Below are 17,198 nucleotides of genomic sequence, written 5' to 3' on the forward strand. Positions count from 1 at the left end.
TCACTGCGACAGGCGCTCATTGCCGGTTCTGTGTTGGGGCGTCATAATGTAGCCCCTTTTTTCTGTCCCTACATGTGGAAGGTTCCCGTGACTCAGAAGCCCGACCAGTGTCTTGGTGAGTGGATCGATCGTGAAGCCCTGGCTGAAGCGATGATCCCGCTTATCGGTCAGCTCTACCGCAACAACAATGTGGTGAGCTCGATTTATGGCCGCAGCCTGATCAACCGTTCGGTTATCTCGATCCTCAAGGCGCACCGCTTTGCGCGTCATCGCCAAACCGACGAAACCGAACTGTCCGTCCACGAGACATTCCCCCTGCTCAAAGCCATGAGCGAGCTGAAACTGGGCGCCGCTTCGGTCGACCTGGGCAAGCTGGCCAACAAGTTCAAGCAGGAAGGCAATGGCCGCACTGCCGAGCAGTTCGTCCGTGAAGAGCTGGCCGACGTGGTTGGCCAGCAGAACGCTTCGGCGCGCAAAGGCACTGACGTGGTGCTGTACGGCTTCGGCCGCATCGGCCGCCTGCTGGCGCGCATCCTGATCGAGAAGACCGGTGGTGGCGACGGCCTGCGCCTGCGCGCCATCGTTGTGCGCAAGGGCGCCGAAAACGACCTGGTCAAGCGTGCCAGCCTGCTGCGCCGTGACTCGGTACATGGCCCGTTCGATGGCACCATCACCATCGATGAAGCCAACAACACCATCACTGCCAACGGCAACCTGATCCAGGTTATCTACGCCAAGAACCCAAGCGAAGTCGACTATACCCAGTACGGTATCGAAAACGCGCTGATCGTCGACAACACCGGTGTATGGCGTGATGCCGACGGCCTGGGCCAGCACCTGGCCTGCCCGGGCGCTGCCCGCGTGATCCTCACCGCACCTGGCAAGGGCGCGCTGAAGAACATCGTGCATGGCATCAACCACGGCGATATCACGGCCGATGACAAGATCATCTCGGCAGCTTCCTGCACCACCAACGCCATCGTGCCGGTGCTCAAGGCCATCAACGACCAGTACGGCATCGTCAACGGCCACGTCGAAACCGTTCACTCGTTCACCAACGACCAGAACCTGATCGACAACTTCCACAAGGGCAGCCGCCGTGGCCGCGCCGCGCCGCTGAACATGGTCATCACCGAAACCGGTGCCGCCACCGCTGCTGCCAAGGCACTGCCAGTGCTCAAGGGCAAGCTGACCGGCAACGCCATCCGCGTGCCTACGCCGAACGTTTCGATGGCCATCCTCAACCTGAACCTGGAAAAGGCCACTACTCGCGACGAAATCAACGAGTACCTGCGCCAGACCGCAATGCACTCGGAGCTGCACAAGCAGATCGACTACGTTGCCTCGCAGGAAGTGGTTTCGACCGACTTCGTTGGCTCGCGCCACGCCGGTGTGGTGGACGCTGAAGCGACCATCGCCAATGACAACCGTGTTGTTCTGTACGTGTGGTACGACAACGAATTCGGTTACAGCTGCCAGGTGGTTCGCGTGATGGAAGACATGGCCGGTGTGAACCCGCCTGCATTCCCACGCTGATTCGCGGGTAAGGCAATGAAGAAACGGGAACCTTCGGGTTCCCGTTTTTTTTGCCTGCTTTTCATGTTGCTGCGGCCTTTGCAGGTGCGTACGCCCGGTAAATCACTTGGGCTCGGATGACGAGCGGCACTATTTCGAGGACAATGGCCGGCGCTATTGGCACCCCCTTTCGATGCCCGTGTCCGGCGCCCGGTGCGCATGCCCGTGCCGCCGTTCGGGTGACTCGGGCCGGGGGTGGCTGCGTCTCCCGAGCTACGCCCGCGTTTGCGCAGGCGGTGAAAGGCGAGTGAAAGCGCAAGCAGGGATGATTGCCGCCAGGGATCGGTAAAGCATATGTAGTGCGGGCGAAATTGGCCTACGACGCGACCAAGGGTTAATGTGCGCGGCGTTCACGCTTGATTAGACTGCACCCGAATTTTCTCATGGCGCCCCGGCGGCATGATCGCGTCCCGCGAGCGACCGTGGCTTGCGGGCCAGTTCTGAAGGAGTACGCATGGCTGTCTACAACTACGACGTAGTGGTGCTGGGTTCCGGCCCGGCCGGTGAAGGCGCGGCAATGAATGCCGCCAAAGCAGGGCGCAAGGTTGCGATGGTCGATGACCGTCGCCAGGTCGGTGGTAACTGCACCCACCTGGGCACCATCCCGTCCAAGGCACTGCGTCACTCGGTGCGGCAGATCATGCAGTTCAACACCAACCCCATGTTCCGTGCCATTGGCGAGCCGCGTTGGTTTTCGTTCCCGGACGTGCTGAAAAGCGCCGAGAAGGTCATCGCCAAGCAGGTGGCTTCGCGCACGGGCTACTACGCCCGCAACCGGGTTGACGTGTTCGTCGGTACTGGCAGTTTTGCCGACGAGCAGACCGTGGAAGTGGTGTGCTCGAACGGCGTGGTGGAAAAGCTCAATGCCAAGCACATCATCATCGCGACCGGTTCACGCCCCTACCGCCCGGCCGACATCGACTTCCACCACCCGCGCGTCTACGACAGCGATACTATCCTCAGCCTCAGCCACACCCCTCGCAAGCTGATCGTTTACGGCGCCGGCGTTATCGGTTGCGAATATGCTTCGATCTTCAGTGGCCTGGGTGTGCTGGTAGAGCTGGTGGACAACCGCGGCCAGTTGCTGAGCTTCCTCGACTCGGAAATTTCCCAGGCGCTGAGCTACCACTTCAGCAACAACAACATCACCGTGCGCCACAACGAAGATTATGAGCGCGTCGAAGGCCTGGACAACGGTGTGATCCTGCACCTGAAGTCGGGCAAGAAGATCAAGGCCGACGCCTTGCTGTGGTGCAACGGCCGTACCGGCAACACCGACAAGCTGGGCCTGGAGAACATTGGCATCAAGGTCAACAGCCGGGGCCAGATCGAGGTCGACGAGGCGTATCGTACCAGCGTGCCGAACATCTACGGCGCCGGTGACGTGATCGGCTGGCCAAGCTTGGCCAGTGCCGCCCATGACCAGGGCCGCTCGGCCGCTGGCAGCATCGTGGACAACGGCAGCTGGCGTTTCGTCAATGACGTGCCGACCGGCATCTACACCATTCCGGAAATCAGCTCGATCGGCAAGAACGAGCAGGAGCTGACCCAGGCCAAGGTGCCGTACGAAGTGGGCAAGGCGTTCTTCAAGAGCATGGCGCGGGCGCAGATTGCCGGCGAGCCGCAAGGCATGCTGAAGATCCTGTTCCACCGCGAAACCCTGGAAATCCTGGGTGTTCACTGCTTCGGCTACCAGGCCTCGGAGATTGTCCACATCGGCCAGGCGATCATGAACCAGCCAGGTGAGCAGAACAACCTGAAGTATTTCGTCAACACCACGTTCAACTACCCGACCATGGCCGAAGCCTACCGGGTAGCTGCCTACGACGGCCTGAACCGGCTTTTTTGAGCGGCTCCGACCGGTGGCCTGAGCCGGTCGGAGAGACCGATTTCAACCCTGCCCGAGGGTGGTCTTGGCCAAACCGGGAAAGTCTGTAATCAGGCTGTCCACGCCAAAGTCAGCCAGCCGGCGCATCAGTGCCGGCTCGTTGACCGTCCACACCGACACGTGCAAACCCTGGGCCTGTGCTTTGAGCAGGCGTTCAGGGGTGCATAGCGTCCAGTTCAGGGCCAGCAAGTCGCAGCCGTAGTTCTGGGCGACCTTCAACGGGTCGAGCCACGCGTACTCCGCCACCAGCCCACGTTTCACATCTGGCACCAGCTCCTGGGCTGCACCCAGTACTTCGCGCGAGCTGGAGGTGATGGTGACCTTGTCCAGCAAGTTGTACTGCTGGGCCAGCTCGCGGATGGCCAGAACGGTGGTGGCAGCGCGCGTGCGCGAGGCGCTTTTCACTTCCAGTTGCCAGTGCTCGAACGGGCATTTCTGGAACAGCTCTTCCAGCGTGGGGATCGGGCAGGGCTGCACGTGGCCTGGTCCACCCTTGCGGGCATCGACCTTGACCAGGTCGGCGGCCGGGTGTTCGACCACCTTGCCGCGCCGGCCGGTGGTGCGCTTGAGGGTGGCGTCGTGGATCACCATCAGCTGGTTGTCGGCTGACAGGTGCAGGTCCAGTTCGCAGCGGGTCACGCCATGAGCCAGGCACTGCTGGAAGCTGGTCAGGGTATTTTCGGGTGCTTCGCCCTTGGCGCCGCGATGGCCGTAGATCAGGGTCACGTTCGTTCCTTCAGATCAGAGAAAACAGGTTCAGGATGCAGGGCTGTTCTGTTCCAGTTGCTGGCGCCGTTGCTGCTGTTGGCGCTGCAGGATGTAACGGGCCAGCAGTTGCCGTTGGGCGTCGGTCATGTCGATGAACTCGGTGCCGACGTCGTAACCGCCCCCGGTGCGCTGGTCGCAGTGGGTGACTTTACCGCGCAGCAGCAAGCCGTGGGCACGAGGCATCAGCACCATTTTCACCTTGACCCGGGTGCCGGGGGCAAGCGGGTTGTGCTGGGTGAATTCGATACCGCCTTCGGAAATGACCACTGGCTGGGGTTGCCCCACTTCGCCGAGCAGGGTCTGGGCGACCACTGCACTGAGCAGGTCGAGGCGTTTGTTCTGCGCGCGCAGGAAGGCGGCCAGGGTGCGGTCCTTGTCGCTCAGCTGGCGCAGCAGGTGCTGCGCCTCGAAGTCTGACAGGTGCAGCTCGCTGAGCAGGTTGAACAGTGGGGAATCATCTTGCAATACATCTGGGTCAAGGGCTTCGGCCGCGCTTAGGGGGCTTATTTGAAGTGCGATCCGATCGTCGATGCGGTAGTATTCGCGGCGATCTTCTTCGTCTAATGTCGTCATGGCGAACCCAAGGTAGCGGCGGTGGTCCGAGTGTAAAGCCGCCGTAGGCGCCTCGCCACAAGGACGTTCCCTTTCATCCGAACAAGCCCCGACATGTTCAGACCTCTTTTCGCATTTATCGGTACGCGTTATACCCGTGCCAAACGTCGCAATCACTTCGTCTCGTTCATTTCCCTGACCTCGATGATCGGCCTCGCCCTGGGCGTGGTGGTGATGATCGTGGTGCTGTCGGTGATGAACGGTTTCGACCACGAGATGCGTACCCGCGTGCTGGGCATGATCCCGCATGCCACGCTGGAGAGCGGCCAACCCATTGCCGATTGGCAGGCCCTTGCCCAACAAGTAAAGCAGAATCCGCAGGTGGTGGCGGTTGCGCCGTTCACCCAGATGCAAGGCCTGCTGACCCACGATGGCAAGGTGCAGAAAGCGCTGCTCAATGGCATCGACCCGGCCCGCGAGCGCGAGGTGTCGATCATCGACAACTTTGTCTTGCAGGGGCGCCTGGACCAGTTGGCGCCGGGCGAGTGGGGGATCATGATCGGTGACAAGGCGGCGGCCAAGCTGGGTGTGGCCATTGGCGACAAGCTCACCTTCGTCGCCCCCGAGGTCAGCGTGACCCCGGCCGGCATGTTCCCGCGCATGAAGCGCTTCACCGTGGTCGGCACCTTCCACGTTGGCGCGGGCGAGATCGACGGCTACTTGGGCTTGACCAACATCAGCGACCTGTCGCGCCTGCACCGCTGGAAGCCCGACCAGGTGCAGGGCCTGCGCCTGAAATTCGACGACCTGTTCCAGGCGCCGCGGGTAGCCTGGAGCATTGCCCAGCAGTTGGGTGACCAGGCGTTCTACAGCCGTGACTGGACCCGTACCCACGGTAACCTGTACCAGGCGATCCGCATGGAAAAAGCCATGATCGGCCTGCTGTTGCTGCTGATCGTGGCGGTGGCCGCGTTCAACATCATTTCCACGCTGGTGATGGTGGTCAACGACAAGCGTGGCGACATCGCCATCTTGCGCACCCTCGGCGCGACGCCCGGGCAAATCATGCTCATCTTCATGGTCCAGGGCACGGTGATCGGGGTGATCGGTACCCTGATCGGCGCCGTGGTCGGCATTCTTGCCGCACTGAATGTCAGTGCCGCCATCGCCGGCATCGAGAAACTGATCGGGCACAAGTTCCTCAATGCCGACGTGTATTTCATCGATTACCTGCCGTCGCAGATCCAGGCCCAGGACGTGTACATGGTCTGTGGCGCGGCGCTGGTCCTGAGTTTCTTCGCCACCTTGTACCCGGCCTGGCGTGCGGCCCGCACCCAGCCTGCCGAGGCGCTACGTTATGAGTGAGTCGCGCATGAGTGATAAAGCCGTTCTGAGTTGCCGCAACCTGGGCAAGTCCTACGACGAGGGCCCGGAGTCGGTACAGGTGCTGTCCGGCCTCAACCTGGAGCTGCACGCCGGTGAGCGCATTGCCATCGTCGGCAGCTCGGGCTCTGGCAAGAGCACCTTGCTGAACCTGTTGGGCGGCCTTGACAGGCCCACCCAGGGCAGCGTCTGGCTGGCGGGCGAAGAGCTGTCGGCGCTGGGTGAGCGTGCCCGTGGCCTGCTGCGCAACCGTGAATTGGGCTTCGTCTACCAGTTTCACCACTTGCTGCCGGAATTCACCGCCATCGAAAACGTGTGCATGCCATTGCTGATCGGCCGCACGCCCATCCCCGAGGCCCGTGAGCGGGCCGAAGCACTGCTCAAGCGCGTAGGCCTGGGCCACCGCCTCAACCACAAGCCGGCCGAGCTGTCGGGTGGCGAGCGCCAGCGTGTGGCCATTGCCCGGGCCCTGGTCAACCGCCCTGGCCTGGTGATGCTCGACGAGCCTACCGGCAACCTCGACCACCATACTGCCCAGGGCATTCAGGAGTTGATGCAGGAGCTGTCCAGTGCTTCGCGCACAGCGTTCCTGGTGGTAACGCACGACCTCAGCCTGGCGCGCCAGATGGACCGTGTATTGAAGCTCGACGACGGCCACCTGGTGGCAATCTGAGCGACTGTACGGGGCAACAGGCGTTGCCCCGTTTTCCTGTTTTCATTGGGTGATTTCGTACATGTTCAGACCCTTGCCCATTTTCATCGGCGCGCGCTACACCCGAGCCAAGCGCCGCAACCACTTCATCTCGTTCATCTCCATGACCTCGATGATCGGCCTGTCGCTGGGCGTGCTGGCGATGATCGTGGTGCTGTCGGTGATGAACGGCTTCCAGCGCGAAATGAGCTCGCGCATCCTGGGCCTGGTGCCGCATGCCGCCATCCTCGGGGTGCAGCCACTGGACGACTGGCACAAGGTTGCCGATGCGGCGCTGCAGAACCCGGCAGTGATGGCCGCCGCGCCCATTACCGAAATGGAAGGCATGCTCTCGTACAAGGGCGCGATGCAGCCGATTCAGGTGAGCGGTATCGACCCGGCCGAGGAGAGCAAGGTCTCCATCGTCGGCCAGCACATCGTCCAGGGCCGCTTGCAGGACCTGCAGCCCGGTGAGTTCGGCGTGGTCATCGGTGAGCTCACGGCCCGCCGTTTCCGCCTGAATACCGGCGACAAGCTGACCTTGATCGTGCCGGAAATCAGCAAGGAGCCGGGTGGTATCACCCCGCGCATGCAGCGCCTGACCGTGGTCGGCATTTTCAAGGTTGGCGCCGAACTGGATGGCTCGCAGGCCTATATCCATATGGCCGATGCTGGCCAGATGCAGCGCTGGGCGCCGGGCCAGGTGCAAGGCGTGCGCCTGAAGCTGCACGACCTGTACGCCGCGCCGCAGGTGTCCAAGGCCATCGCCGCCGGGCTGGGCGATGCCTACCGTGCCGATGACTGGTCGCACACCCAGGGCAGCCTGTTCAGTGCGATGAAGATGGAAAAGACCATGATCGGCCTGTTGCTGATGATGATCATTGCAGTGGCGGCGTTCAACATCATCGCCACCCTGGTGATGGTGGTGAACGACAAAGGCCCGGACATCGCCATTTTGCGCACCCTGGGCGCCACGCCAGCGCAGATCATGGGTACGTTCATGGTCCAGGGCAGCCTGATCGGTATTGTCGGCACCCTGATTGGCGGGGTGCTGGGCGTGATTGCCGCGCTGAACGTCAGCCAGATCGTCGGCTGGCTGGAGCGGGTGAGCGGGCAGCACATCTTCACCTCGGATGTGTACTTCGTCAGCAGTTTGCCGTCGCAGCTGGAGGGGAGCGATGTGCTGATGATCTGCACCGCCGGGCTGGTGATGAGCTTCTTGGCAACCATCTACCCGGCCTACCGGGCTTCGCAGGTGCAGCCGGCGATTGGCCTGGCCGTTTGAGCCACAGCGAAAGGCTTGCGCAGCGGGCTGCAAGGCAGCCTGTTTCAACGGCCTTACGTGAATTCGATCACGAAGCGCGTCCACCCCTGCGCGCACTCCGCGCGAATGCAGCCGCCATGGGCCTGCACGATCGACCGGGTAATCGCCAGCCCCAGGCCGGCATGCTCGCTACTGCCCTCGCGCCGTGCCGGGTCTACCCGGTAGAAGCGGTCGAACAGCCGTGGCAGGGCCGCGGGCTCGATGGCCACGCCGGTATTGGCCACGCTGATGCTGGGCCCCGCTGCCAGGGCCACCCGTATCTGCCCGCCTGCCGGGGTAAAGCGCAGGGCGTTATCCAGCAGGTTGGACAGGGCCCGGCGCAGCATGTGCCGGTCGCCGTGCAGCATGGCCTCACCTTCGCGCAGCATCTGCACGTCGCCGTCTTCGGCCAGCGGTGCGTAGTATTCCAGCAGCGCATCCACTTCCTCATGCAGTGCCAGTGGCGCTTGCCCAGGCACCAGCAGCCCATGGTCGGCCTTGGCGAGGAACAGCATGTCATTGATCATCTGCGCCATCCATTGCAGCTCCTCCAGGTTGCCATGCAGGGCCTCGCGGTATTCTTCCAGGCTGCGCGGGCGGGTGAGGGTGACCTGGGTGTGGGTCAGCAGGTTGGACAGCGGTGTGCGAAGCTCGTGGGCGATGTCGGCGGAGAATGCCGACAGGCGCTGGAACGCATCGTCCAGGCGCTGCAGCATGGCGTTCATGGTGCTGGCCAGCTCGGCCAGTTCTTCGGGCATCTGGGCCACTGGCAGGCGGGTGGTGAGCGAGCGAGCCGACACCCCAGCGGCCACCTGGCCCATTTGCCGCAACGGCCGCAGACCGCTGCGGGCCGCCCAGGCGCCCAGCAGCGCGGTGGCCAGCGCCGACAGGCCGACGGTCAGCCAGATCAGGCGCTGCATGCCTTGCAGGAAATGCTGGTGGTGCGTGATATCAAGGTACAACACCAGATGTGGCGATGCGTTGCTGCCCGGCGCCAAGGGCGCGGTCAGGCTGCGGTAGTCCGCCCCTTGGGCATGCTGGGTGCCCAGCCCGGTCGGCAGCACTGCCGGCGGCAGGCCGCTGCGGCTGGCGAACCAGGGCGTGCCGTCGGCGCCGCTGATGCGCAAGGCCAGGTCGGCTTGATGGCTCAGCGCTTCGCGCAGGGTGGGCAGGCGCGCCTTCAGCGCTTCGGCGTTATGGATGCCGGCCAGTTGCGTGCGCAGCAGCGACAGCCGTGAGGCGAGTAGTTGTTGATCCAGTTCGATGAAGTGCTGCTCACTGGCCCGGTTGAACAACAGGCCGGCGCCCAGCGAAACCGCGGCGGTGCAGGCGGCGAACAGCAGCGCCAGGCGGCTACCGAGGGATACCCGGCGCATCACGCTGGCCGCTCTTCGAGTACATAGCCCATGCCGCGCACGGTGTGGATCAGCTTGTTGGGGTGCGGGTCGTCGATTTTCAGGCGCAGGCGGCGGATTGCCACTTCGATCACATTGGTGTCGCTGTCGAAGTTCATGTCCCACACCTGTGAGGCAATCAGCGACTTGGGCAGCACCTCGCCCTGCCGGCGCAACAACAGTTCCAGCAGGGAAAATTCCTTGGCGGTCAGGTCGATGCGGCTGCCTGCGCGTTCGGCGCGGCGGCGGATCAGGTCCAGGCGCAGGTCGGCCAGGCTCAGGGTGGTGTCCTGGCTCGGGCTGGCGCCACGGCGCAGCAGGCTGCGCACCCGCGCCAGCAGTTCGGAAAAGGCGAACGGTTTGACCAGGTAATCGTCTGCGCCCAGCTCCAGGCCATGTACCCGGTCCTCGACGGCATCGCGCGCGGTCAGGAACAGCACAGGCGTATCCCGACCGGCCTGGCGCACGGCCTGCAGGATCTGCCAACCGTCGCGACCGGGCAGCATCACATCCAGGATCAGCAGGTCGTGGTCGCCGCTCAGGGCAAGGAACTGGCCGGTTTCCCCGTCGCTGGCCAGTTCGGTGGCGAAGCCGGCCTCGTTCAAGCCCTGGCGCAAGTACTGGCCGGTACGGGCCTGGTCTTCGACGATCAGCAGTTTCATAGAGGTACCAAGGTTTCAGCTGGCTTGCGGTGGCGCTGGAAACGGGCGCGCCCCGTGCGTAAGCCGCAGGGGTGGCTGAAATGATACGTGACGATGTGTCTGCATGCCCAACCTGACAAAGTTGTAATCTTGCTGTCAGCCAGTTGCCAGTCACCGGTGACTAATGTGGCTGCACCCGTCGTGTATTCCCGGAGTCATCATGAAACGCCTGTTCCTCGCCGCCACCCTTGCCATGGCCAGCCTGCCGGCCCTAGCCGGCCAGGCCGGCACCTTTGCCTTCGGCGAGCCAGCCCCGGCGGCCAAGGCCACCCGCACTGTAGAGGTGGTACTCAAGGACATCGCCTTCGAGCCCAAGCGCCTGCAGGTAAAAGCTGGCGAAACCGTACGCTTCGTGCTCGTGAATGAAGGCAAGCTGCCACACGAATTCAACCTGGGCGACAAGGCCATGCACGCCGAACACCAGAAGGAAATGCTTGCCATGCAAGGCAAGCTGTTCAATGAGGGCATGAACCACCAGGGCATGGACCATGGCCAGGCGATGGCCCCTGGGCAAATGATGGGCCATGAACAGATGAGCGATCACGGCGGTGGGCACGCGCACGGCGGCGGCAACACGGTGTTGGTGATGCCTGGCCAGCGCGCCGAACTGACCTGGACCTTCCGCAAGTCGGCGCCTATCGAGTTCGCCTGTAATGTGCCGGGGCACTACCAGGCCGGTATGGTCGGGGCACTGACCATCGAGTGACGGGGCCTGCAAGGCGGGGTGCAAAACCGGTAGACTAGGGGCAATTCCGAACCTCCAGGTCAGTTTACATGCATCCCGCTGCCGAACACTCCCCGCTGGGCAAAGCCAGCGAATACGTCGCTACCTACTCCCCGGAGCAACTGTTCCCGATCCCGCGTACGGCCAAGTGGGCCGAGCTGGGTGTTACCGCCCAGACCTTGCCGTGGCACGGTGTGGATTACTGGAACTGCTTTGAGCTGAGCTGGCTGCTGCCTTCTGGCAAGCCTGTGGTGGCGATTGGTGAGTTCGCCATTCCGGCCGATTCGCCCAACATCATCGAGTCCAAGTCGTTCAAGCTGTACCTCAACTCGCTGAACCAGACAGTCTTCGCCACCCTCGACGAGCTGCAGGCATGCCTGGCGAAGGACCTGTCGGCGGCAGCGGGCAAGCCGGTTGGGGTGAAGGTGCGCACGTTGGCAGAGGTCGAGGCCCAGGGGGTGGTGGCGTTGCCCGGTCTGTGCATCGATGCGTTGGACGTTGCCATCAGCAACTACGCACAGCCGCAGCCAGAGCTGTTGCGCTGCTGCCCTGAGCGGGTGGTTGAAGAAACCGTACACAGCCACCTGCTCAAGTCCAACTGCCCGGTTACCGGGCAGCCGGATTGGGGTAGCGTGGTCGTCGAGTACAAGGGCAGGGCGCTGGACCACGCCAGCTTGCTGACCTACCTGATCAGCTTCCGCCAGCATGCCGACTTCCACGAGCAGTGTGTGGAGCGTATCTACCTGGACTTGAAGCACTTGCTGCAGCCGGAGCACCTGACCGTGTATGCACGGTATGTGCGCCGCGGGGGGCTGGATATCAACCCGTACCGCAGCACCGGTGCTATCAGCCCGGATAACCAGCGGCTGGTTCGCCAGTAAGGGCTGGGAACGCAGGAGGGGTGCAATGCACCCCTTCGTGGTGTCAGATCCCCATGCTGTGCAACGAGTTGGCAATGCTGCGCAGGGTGGCGGTAAGGTCGGGGTGTTCGGCCTCGAAGCGCTCGATCGCCAGGTTCACGCCATCCACCAGGTTGTTGTCCGGGGTGGCTTCCTCCAGTTTCAGCTGTGCCTCGATCTGGCGCGCTTCTTCGTGCAGTGCGGCCAGCTCTTCTTCCGAAAGCGGTACGTTACGGTCCAGTTGCTCGCGCAAGGTGTTCAGGCGCTCTTGCAATTCGCGGGCAGGCATTGGCTTTTCTCCATCAATGGCTTGGCTAGCCATGGACCTCAGCGAAGCGGCAAAGGTTCTGGCCTGCTTTCAGCGTAATCCACCTGCCGCTGCTTTGCATGATCCGCGTCAACATGGCTGTATCAGGGTTTTTCACCTTTGGCACGGCGCCGGGCGATGTCCTGCAGGCAGGTATCCAGCGCTTCCAGGTGGTCGATCACCGAGTGCACGCCCAGGCTGAACAACGCCAGGGTCGCCTTGCCGCGCGCCAGGTCCTGCTCCGCAGGGGGTAGCGCTTGCCATTGGGCGGAACCGGGTTCGCACAGTGGGCTGCAGGCAGCCAGGCCGATCGTCCACAGCCCGGCGTTGAGCCCCGCCTGCAGCAACCGCGGGTCGCCGCTGACCAGTACACAGCCTGCCAGGCGTTGGCTGCCCAGCTGCATCAGTGCTTGCCAGCAGGCATTGGGTGCTGGCAAGCCCGGGTCGGTCACCGTAAGCCCCGGGAGCCAGTCAGGCAGCACCTGGGCCATGCGCTGGCTCGGCGGGTCGGCCAGCTCATCCAGCCAGATACAGGGGACGTGGCGCTGATGCAGGTTGGCGAGGATGGCCAGCGCGCCGGGGGCCGGTGCGGGTGCGCCTTTGGCACTCTGTACCAGGCAACCGCGCAGGCCGAACAGCACAGCGGTGAGGGCGGGTGTAGCGTGCATGGCGGCGTCCCCAAATACGCCGCAGGCTATTGGCTGATTGTTACCGCCCTGTGACAGCGGGGGCTGGTGCAACAGTTGTTCACAAAATATTGAGCAAAAATGTGTAAAGCTGTCTAACAGCCCGTAAGCCTCTATACTGCCGCCTTAACGCCACGCGACCCGTGCGCTGGCGGTCGAGAAACCCGATGGAGAGACATCTATGCGTAGGATCGGTGCCAGTGTGATCGATCGAGTCACCCAGGCCTGTGTCTGTGCCGGCATGCTGCTGGCGCCCGTGGCCGCCACCCAGGCGGCCACCGAGGAAGATCCCTGGGAAGCGGTCAACCGCCCGATCTTCCGTTTCAACGATACGGTCGACACCTATGCCCTCAAGCCGTTGGCCAAGGGCTATGAGGCCGTTACCCCGCAGTTTCTCGAAGACGGTATCCACAACATCTTCCGTAACCTGGGCGATGTGACCAACCTGGCCAACAACATCCTCCAGCTCAAGCCCCACGCAGCCGGCGTGGACACTGCGCGGCTGATCGTCAACACCACCTTTGGCCTGGGTGGGTTTTTCGATGTGGGCACCAAGATGGGCCTGCAGCGCAGCGACGAAGACTTCGGCCAAACCCTGGGCTACTGGGGCGTGCCGAGTGGCCCGTATGTGGTCATCCCGCTGCTGGGCCCGAGCACCGTGCGTGATGGCGTGGCCAGGTACCCGGACACCTATACCAAGCCTTACCGATACATAGACCACGTGCCGACCCGCAACTCGATCTTCGCCCTGGACGTGATCGACACCCGCGCCAGCCTGTTGTCGGCCGAGAAGCTGATCCAAGGCGACAAGTACATCTTCATTCGTAATGCCTACTTGCAGAACCGCGAGTTCAAGGTCAAGGATGGCGAAGTCGAAGACGACTTCTGACCGTTCATGCTGTGCAGGGGCGCCCGGGCTACGCCGCCCCTGCCGGCTTCGGGCGCCGCTTCAATGCATTGCCAGTATCCTCAAGCCGAACTTCTGCTGCCCGCCTGGCTGGTCGGCGATCCACACCACCTCGGTGCTGGCGTGCAGCCCCTTCAAGGCCGGGTGGTCGGAGTCGATCCGCACTTCGAGCTGCTGACCTACCTGAAAATGCTCTGGCGCCTGCACCTGCATGCCGCCGCTGGACAGGTCCAGGCAGCGCGCGGCGATGACCTGGCCTTCGTGCAACAAGCTCACTTCGGCGTCGATGCGCATGCGGATGAAATCGCGTTTCTCGCTGTGGCTGGAGGGCGTGTGGGGCATGCTGCATCCTTCCCATCGGGTTGCGCTGGTCGACTTTCTTATAACTCCCGGCGATTTGCCCTGTAAAGAGCGATGAGGTCGACCCACGCATGCTTGAAACCCCTGGCGGATGGGAGTACCGTCTGCGCCTTACAAGGTTGCTCTCACAGTTGCCGACAGTTGCCGGGCAGGTGTTCTTGTCCTACAACTCAAGTAGAGTATGACCACAAAGAATTCCCGTAGCTGGCCGTCTGCCTTGCCGACACCGCTGCACCAACCTAAATCGGCGCCGTTCGCCCACATGCAGAATACCAGTGCAACGCTGCTGATCATCGATGACGACGACGTGGTCCGTGCGAGCCTCGCCGCGTATCTTGAAGACAGTGGTTTCAGCGTGCTCCAGGCCGGTAATGGCCAGCAGGGGCTTCAGGTCTTCGAAGAGCACCAGCCCGACCTCGTGATCTGCGACCTGCGCATGCCGCAGATGGGCGGGCTCGAACTGATCCGCCAGGTCAGCGAGCGTGCGCCGCAGGTGCCGGTGATCGTGGTGTCCGGTGCCGGCGTCATGAGTGATGCGGTGGAGGCGCTGCGCCTGGGGGCTGCCGACTATCTGATCAAGCCGCTGGAAGACCTGGCCGTACTGGAGCACTCGGTGCGCCGCGCCCTCGACCGCTCGCGCCTGGTGCTGGAAAACCAGCGCTACCGCGACAAGCTCGAAGCCGCCAACCGCGAACTGGAGGCCAGCCTGCACCTGCTGCAGGAAGACCAGACCGCCGGCCGCCAGGTGCAGATGAACATGCTGCCGGAAAGCCCGTGGGGTGCCGGCGAGTTCGCCTTCGAGCATCAGATCATCCCGTCGCTGTACCTGTCGGGTGATTTCGTCGACTACTTCCGCGTCGATGACCGGCGGATCGCCTTTTACCTTGCCGATGTTTCAGGGCATGGCGCGTCGTCGGCCTTTGTCACCGTGCTGTTGAAATTCATGACCACACGCCTCATGTTCGAACTCAAGCGCAACAAGATGCGTGAGTTCAAGCCATCGGAAGTGCTCAGCCACATCAACCGCGGCCTGATCAACAGCAAGCTGGGCAAGCACGTGACCATGGTAGGTGGCGTGATAGACGAGGATTCGGGCCTGCTGACCTACGCCGTTGGCGGCCACTTGCCGCTGCCGGTGCTGTACACCCCAGGCAATGCCCGCTACCTGGAAGGCCGTGGCCTGCCGGTGGGGCTGTTTGACGAGGCCACTTACCAGGACCTGGTCGTGGAGCTGCCGCCACAATTCAGCATCAGCCTCATGTCCGATGGCATTCTGGACCTTTTGCCGGGTGATACGCTCAAAGATAAAGAAGCCGCCTTGCCGGAGATCGTCAAGGCAGCAGGTGGTAGCCTGGATGGGCTGCGTCAACGTTTTGGATTGGCTACGCTTGGGGAGATGCCGGATGATATCGCCCTATTGGTGTTAAGCAGGAACCTTCAATGAGTACCGGTAGAATCCAGTTCGCCGAGCAGAGCGGTACCTTTGTACTGAAATTTGTCGGTGAAGTGCGCCTGACCTTGTGTTCGGCGCTGGATGCAACGATCGAGAAGATTTTCACGGCGCTGAACTTCTCGGCCATTGTCATCGACCTGACCGAAACCGAGAGCATCGACAGCACCACCTTGGGCCTGCTGGCCAAGCTGTCGATCCTGTCGCGCCAGAAGGTAGGCCGGCTGCCGACGGTGGTGACCACCAATCCGGACATCTCCCGGCTGCTGCAATCGATGGGCTTCGATCAGGTGTTCAATATCGTCGATCGGCCAATTCCCTGCCCCGAGTGCCTGACCGACCTGCCGTCGCAGGACCAGAACGAAGACGTGGTGCGTTCCAAGGTGCTAGAGGCGCACAAGATCCTCATGGGCCTGAATGACTCCAACCGCGAAGCGTTCCATGACCTGGTGAATGCGCTGGAGCGCAGCTAGGCACTGTGCCTTGGGGGGCGTGCGCGATTGTAGCGGCGCCACTTCGCAAGAGCCTGGCCCACGCGCTGGCCACGCTGCCTGGCTACGGGCCCCCGATAAACTCGGTTGCCTGCGCGCCACCCGCATCTAGCTGATACACGCGTACCGGCCGCCCCTGCCGATCAAAAAACACCTGCCCCAGCCCCGCGCCGTTCCACAGCCGTTCCCCGGCCTTGCTGTGGCTGGGCGTGCGTGGCACGACCTCCATTTCCCGGCGTTTGGTAAACCAGTTAAGCGGCGAGCGCGGCGAGTACAGCCAGCGGTTGAGGCGGTCCAGCACGTCCAGCAGGCGCCGGGGGAACTCGTTCTTGATGCCGCTGCTGGTCACTTGCCACAAGTGCGGGCTGCGTTGGCGGTGGCGAATCAGCACTTCGTAGACGAACGAATAGTGCACATCGCCCGACAGCACCACGTAGTGCCCGGGTGTGCGCGAGTGGCGGAATATGTTGAGGATGACCTGCGCCGCCCCGCGGTGGGCCATCCAGTTTTCGGCGTCGACCAGCAAGGGGTAGCCCAGCCAGCTGAAGACCTTCTGCACCGTCTCGATCAGTTTCACGCCGAAAATCGGCGCCGGTGAAACGATGACTGCCGATGGGTGATCGAGCAGCGCCTGCTGCAGTTCACTCAACGCTTCCCAGTCCAGCAGGCCGGATGGCCTGGCCAGGTTGCTTTCGCTACGCCAGCGGCGGGTACGGGTGTCCAGCACCAGCAAGGGCGGCTCGGTAGGCAGGCTGAACTGCCAGCCCTGAAAGCGCAGCAGCTCACCGATCACTGCGTCCTGGTTGTCGCCGGTCAGTGCCTGGCACTGGCCGAGCAGCGGCTTGCAGGTGTCCGGGGCATTGCCCCAGGCCTGGCACAACAGGTAGCCGAGCAGGGCATTGCCGATGATCCGTCGTGAAAACGGGTGGCCGTAGGCGGTCTGCTCCCATTGTGCCGACAGGTTCCAGTCGTCGGTGATGTCGTGGGCGTCTCAGTCGGAAGCCTGAGGAGTATGGACAGCAACTGGAAGCTAGAAAATGCAGCGTTTCCGTCGAAATCACAGCTAGTCCATATGGACTAGCTCAAATATGGACATTTTTTACAGAATTGTCCATAGGG

17 protein-coding genes and 1 pseudogene are annotated in these 17,198 nt (G+C 62.8%); 10 read left to right on the plus strand and 8 right to left on the minus strand.

Annotated elements, in window-relative coordinates; all coding sequences use genetic code 11:
* The first annotated feature begins 72 nt into the window (after nucleotides 1-72).
* On the plus strand, nucleotides 73-1,536 hold the full coding sequence (locus DMX12_RS23455; RefSeq protein WP_009686289.1) for a glyceraldehyde-3-phosphate dehydrogenase: 1,464 nt from the start codon (nucleotides 73-75) through the stop codon (nucleotides 1,534-1,536).
* 493 nt (nucleotides 1,537-2,029) lie between these two features.
* A complete protein-coding gene (gene sthA, locus DMX12_RS23465; RefSeq protein ID WP_009686290.1) occupies nucleotides 2,030-3,424 on the plus strand; it encodes a Si-specific NAD(P)(+) transhydrogenase in 1,395 nt (464 codons plus the stop codon).
* A gap of 42 nt (nucleotides 3,425-3,466) precedes the next feature.
* On the opposite strand, the gene DMX12_RS23470 is transcribed toward sthA, so the two are convergent.
* Together DMX12_RS23470 and DMX12_RS23475 are read right to left on the minus strand one after the other, a co-directional pair.
* Nucleotides 3,467-4,189 carry a glycerophosphodiester phosphodiesterase gene (locus DMX12_RS23470; protein WP_009686291.1) on the minus strand — a complete coding sequence of 241 codons (723 nt, stop codon included), beginning with the start codon at nucleotides 4,187-4,189 and terminating at the stop codon, nucleotides 3,467-3,469.
* Between the two features lie 30 nt (nucleotides 4,190-4,219).
* Nucleotides 4,220-4,804, minus strand: coding sequence for a PilZ domain-containing protein (locus DMX12_RS23475; RefSeq protein WP_029887019.1), 585 nt, complete (start codon nucleotides 4,802-4,804; stop codon nucleotides 4,220-4,222).
* Between the two features lie 93 nt (nucleotides 4,805-4,897).
* Between DMX12_RS23475 and DMX12_RS23480 the strand changes: the two genes are divergently transcribed.
* The 3 genes from DMX12_RS23480 (at nucleotide 4,898) to DMX12_RS23490 (ending at nucleotide 8,142) form a co-directional block, all read left to right on the plus strand.
* Nucleotides 4,898-6,148, plus strand: coding sequence for a lipoprotein-releasing ABC transporter permease subunit (locus DMX12_RS23480; protein WP_110679578.1), 1,251 nt, complete (start codon nucleotides 4,898-4,900; stop codon nucleotides 6,146-6,148).
* Between the two features lie 7 nt (nucleotides 6,149-6,155).
* Nucleotides 6,156-6,839: a lipoprotein-releasing ABC transporter ATP-binding protein LolD gene (lolD, locus tag DMX12_RS23485; protein WP_172828393.1), complete on the plus strand. Its 684-nt coding sequence runs from the start codon at nucleotides 6,156-6,158 to the stop codon at nucleotides 6,837-6,839.
* Nucleotides 6,840-6,900: 61 nt separating this feature from the next.
* Nucleotides 6,901-8,142 carry a lipoprotein-releasing ABC transporter permease subunit gene (locus tag DMX12_RS23490; RefSeq protein ID WP_009686295.1) on the plus strand — a complete coding sequence of 414 codons (1,242 nt, stop codon included), beginning with the start codon at nucleotides 6,901-6,903 and terminating at the stop codon, nucleotides 8,140-8,142.
* Nucleotides 8,143-8,195: 53 nt separating this feature from the next.
* Here DMX12_RS23490 and DMX12_RS23495 read toward each other — a convergent pair whose 3' ends face one another.
* Together DMX12_RS23495 and cinR are read right to left on the minus strand one after the other, a co-directional pair.
* Nucleotides 8,196-9,539 carry a heavy metal sensor histidine kinase gene (locus DMX12_RS23495; protein WP_110679579.1) on the minus strand — a complete coding sequence of 448 codons (1,344 nt, stop codon included), beginning with the start codon at nucleotides 9,537-9,539 and terminating at the stop codon, nucleotides 8,196-8,198.
* Nucleotides 9,536-10,216: a two-component system response regulator CinR gene (gene cinR, locus DMX12_RS23500; RefSeq protein ID WP_009686297.1), complete on the minus strand. Its 681-nt coding sequence runs from the start codon at nucleotides 10,214-10,216 to the stop codon at nucleotides 9,536-9,538. Before cinR ends, DMX12_RS23495 begins: the two co-directional genes overlap by 4 nt.
* A gap of 199 nt (nucleotides 10,217-10,415) precedes the next feature.
* Here cinR and DMX12_RS23505 point away from each other — a divergent pair, with 199 nt between their 5' ends.
* Nucleotides 10,416-10,961, plus strand: coding sequence for a plastocyanin/azurin family copper-binding protein (locus DMX12_RS23505; protein ID WP_110679580.1), 546 nt, complete (start codon nucleotides 10,416-10,418; stop codon nucleotides 10,959-10,961).
* Between the two features lie 68 nt (nucleotides 10,962-11,029).
* Nucleotides 11,030-11,860, plus strand: a complete 831-nt coding sequence (queF, locus tag DMX12_RS23510; protein WP_110679581.1) for an NADPH-dependent 7-cyano-7-deazaguanine reductase QueF — start codon at nucleotides 11,030-11,032, stop codon at nucleotides 11,858-11,860.
* Between the two features lie 43 nt (nucleotides 11,861-11,903).
* Here queF and DMX12_RS23515 read toward each other — a convergent pair whose 3' ends face one another.
* Both DMX12_RS23515 and DMX12_RS23520 read right to left on the minus strand, forming a co-directional pair.
* The gene (locus DMX12_RS23515; protein WP_009686300.1) at nucleotides 11,904-12,167 is read right to left on the minus strand and encodes a DUF4404 family protein; all 264 of its coding nucleotides are present in this window, start codon (nucleotides 12,165-12,167) and stop codon (nucleotides 11,904-11,906) included.
* A gap of 122 nt (nucleotides 12,168-12,289) precedes the next feature.
* Entirely contained in the window at nucleotides 12,290-12,853 is a 564-nt protein-coding gene (locus tag DMX12_RS23520; protein WP_110679582.1) for a phosphonoacetaldehyde phosphonohydrolase-related protein, read from the minus strand.
* 199 nt (nucleotides 12,854-13,052) lie between these two features.
* On the opposite strand from DMX12_RS23520, the gene DMX12_RS23525 reads away from it, so the two are divergent.
* On the plus strand, nucleotides 13,053-13,760 hold the full coding sequence (locus tag DMX12_RS23525) for a VacJ family lipoprotein (RefSeq protein WP_054904171.1): 708 nt from the start codon (nucleotides 13,053-13,055) through the stop codon (nucleotides 13,758-13,760).
* Between the two features lie 60 nt (nucleotides 13,761-13,820).
* On the opposite strand, the gene DMX12_RS23530 is transcribed toward DMX12_RS23525, so the two are convergent.
* On the minus strand, nucleotides 13,821-14,120 hold the full coding sequence (locus tag DMX12_RS23530) for a PilZ domain-containing protein (protein ID WP_009686303.1): 300 nt from the start codon (nucleotides 14,118-14,120) through the stop codon (nucleotides 13,821-13,823).
* Between the two features lie 280 nt (nucleotides 14,121-14,400).
* Here DMX12_RS23530 and rssB point away from each other — a divergent pair, with 280 nt between their 5' ends.
* Nucleotides 14,401-15,582, plus strand: a complete 1,182-nt coding sequence (rssB, locus tag DMX12_RS23535) for a two-component system response regulator RssB (RefSeq protein WP_054911660.1) — start codon at nucleotides 14,401-14,403, stop codon at nucleotides 15,580-15,582.
* Nucleotides 15,579-16,061, plus strand: coding sequence for an anti-sigma factor antagonist RssC (gene rssC / locus DMX12_RS23540; RefSeq protein ID WP_110679583.1), 483 nt, complete (start codon nucleotides 15,579-15,581; stop codon nucleotides 16,059-16,061). The genes rssB and rssC overlap by 4 nt, the downstream gene beginning before the upstream one ends.
* 82 nt (nucleotides 16,062-16,143) lie before the next feature.
* Here rssC and DMX12_RS23545 read toward each other — a convergent pair.
* Nucleotides 16,144-17,070: pseudogene (locus tag DMX12_RS23545) on the minus strand (alkaline phosphatase family protein); the annotation flags it as partial.
* Between the last annotated feature and the right edge of the window lie 128 nt (nucleotides 17,071-17,198).

The sequence above is a fragment of the Pseudomonas sp. MB-090624 genome, assembly GCF_003205245.1.
GTDB classification, from domain to species: Bacteria; Pseudomonadota; Gammaproteobacteria; order Pseudomonadales; family Pseudomonadaceae; genus Aquipseudomonas; species Aquipseudomonas juntendi.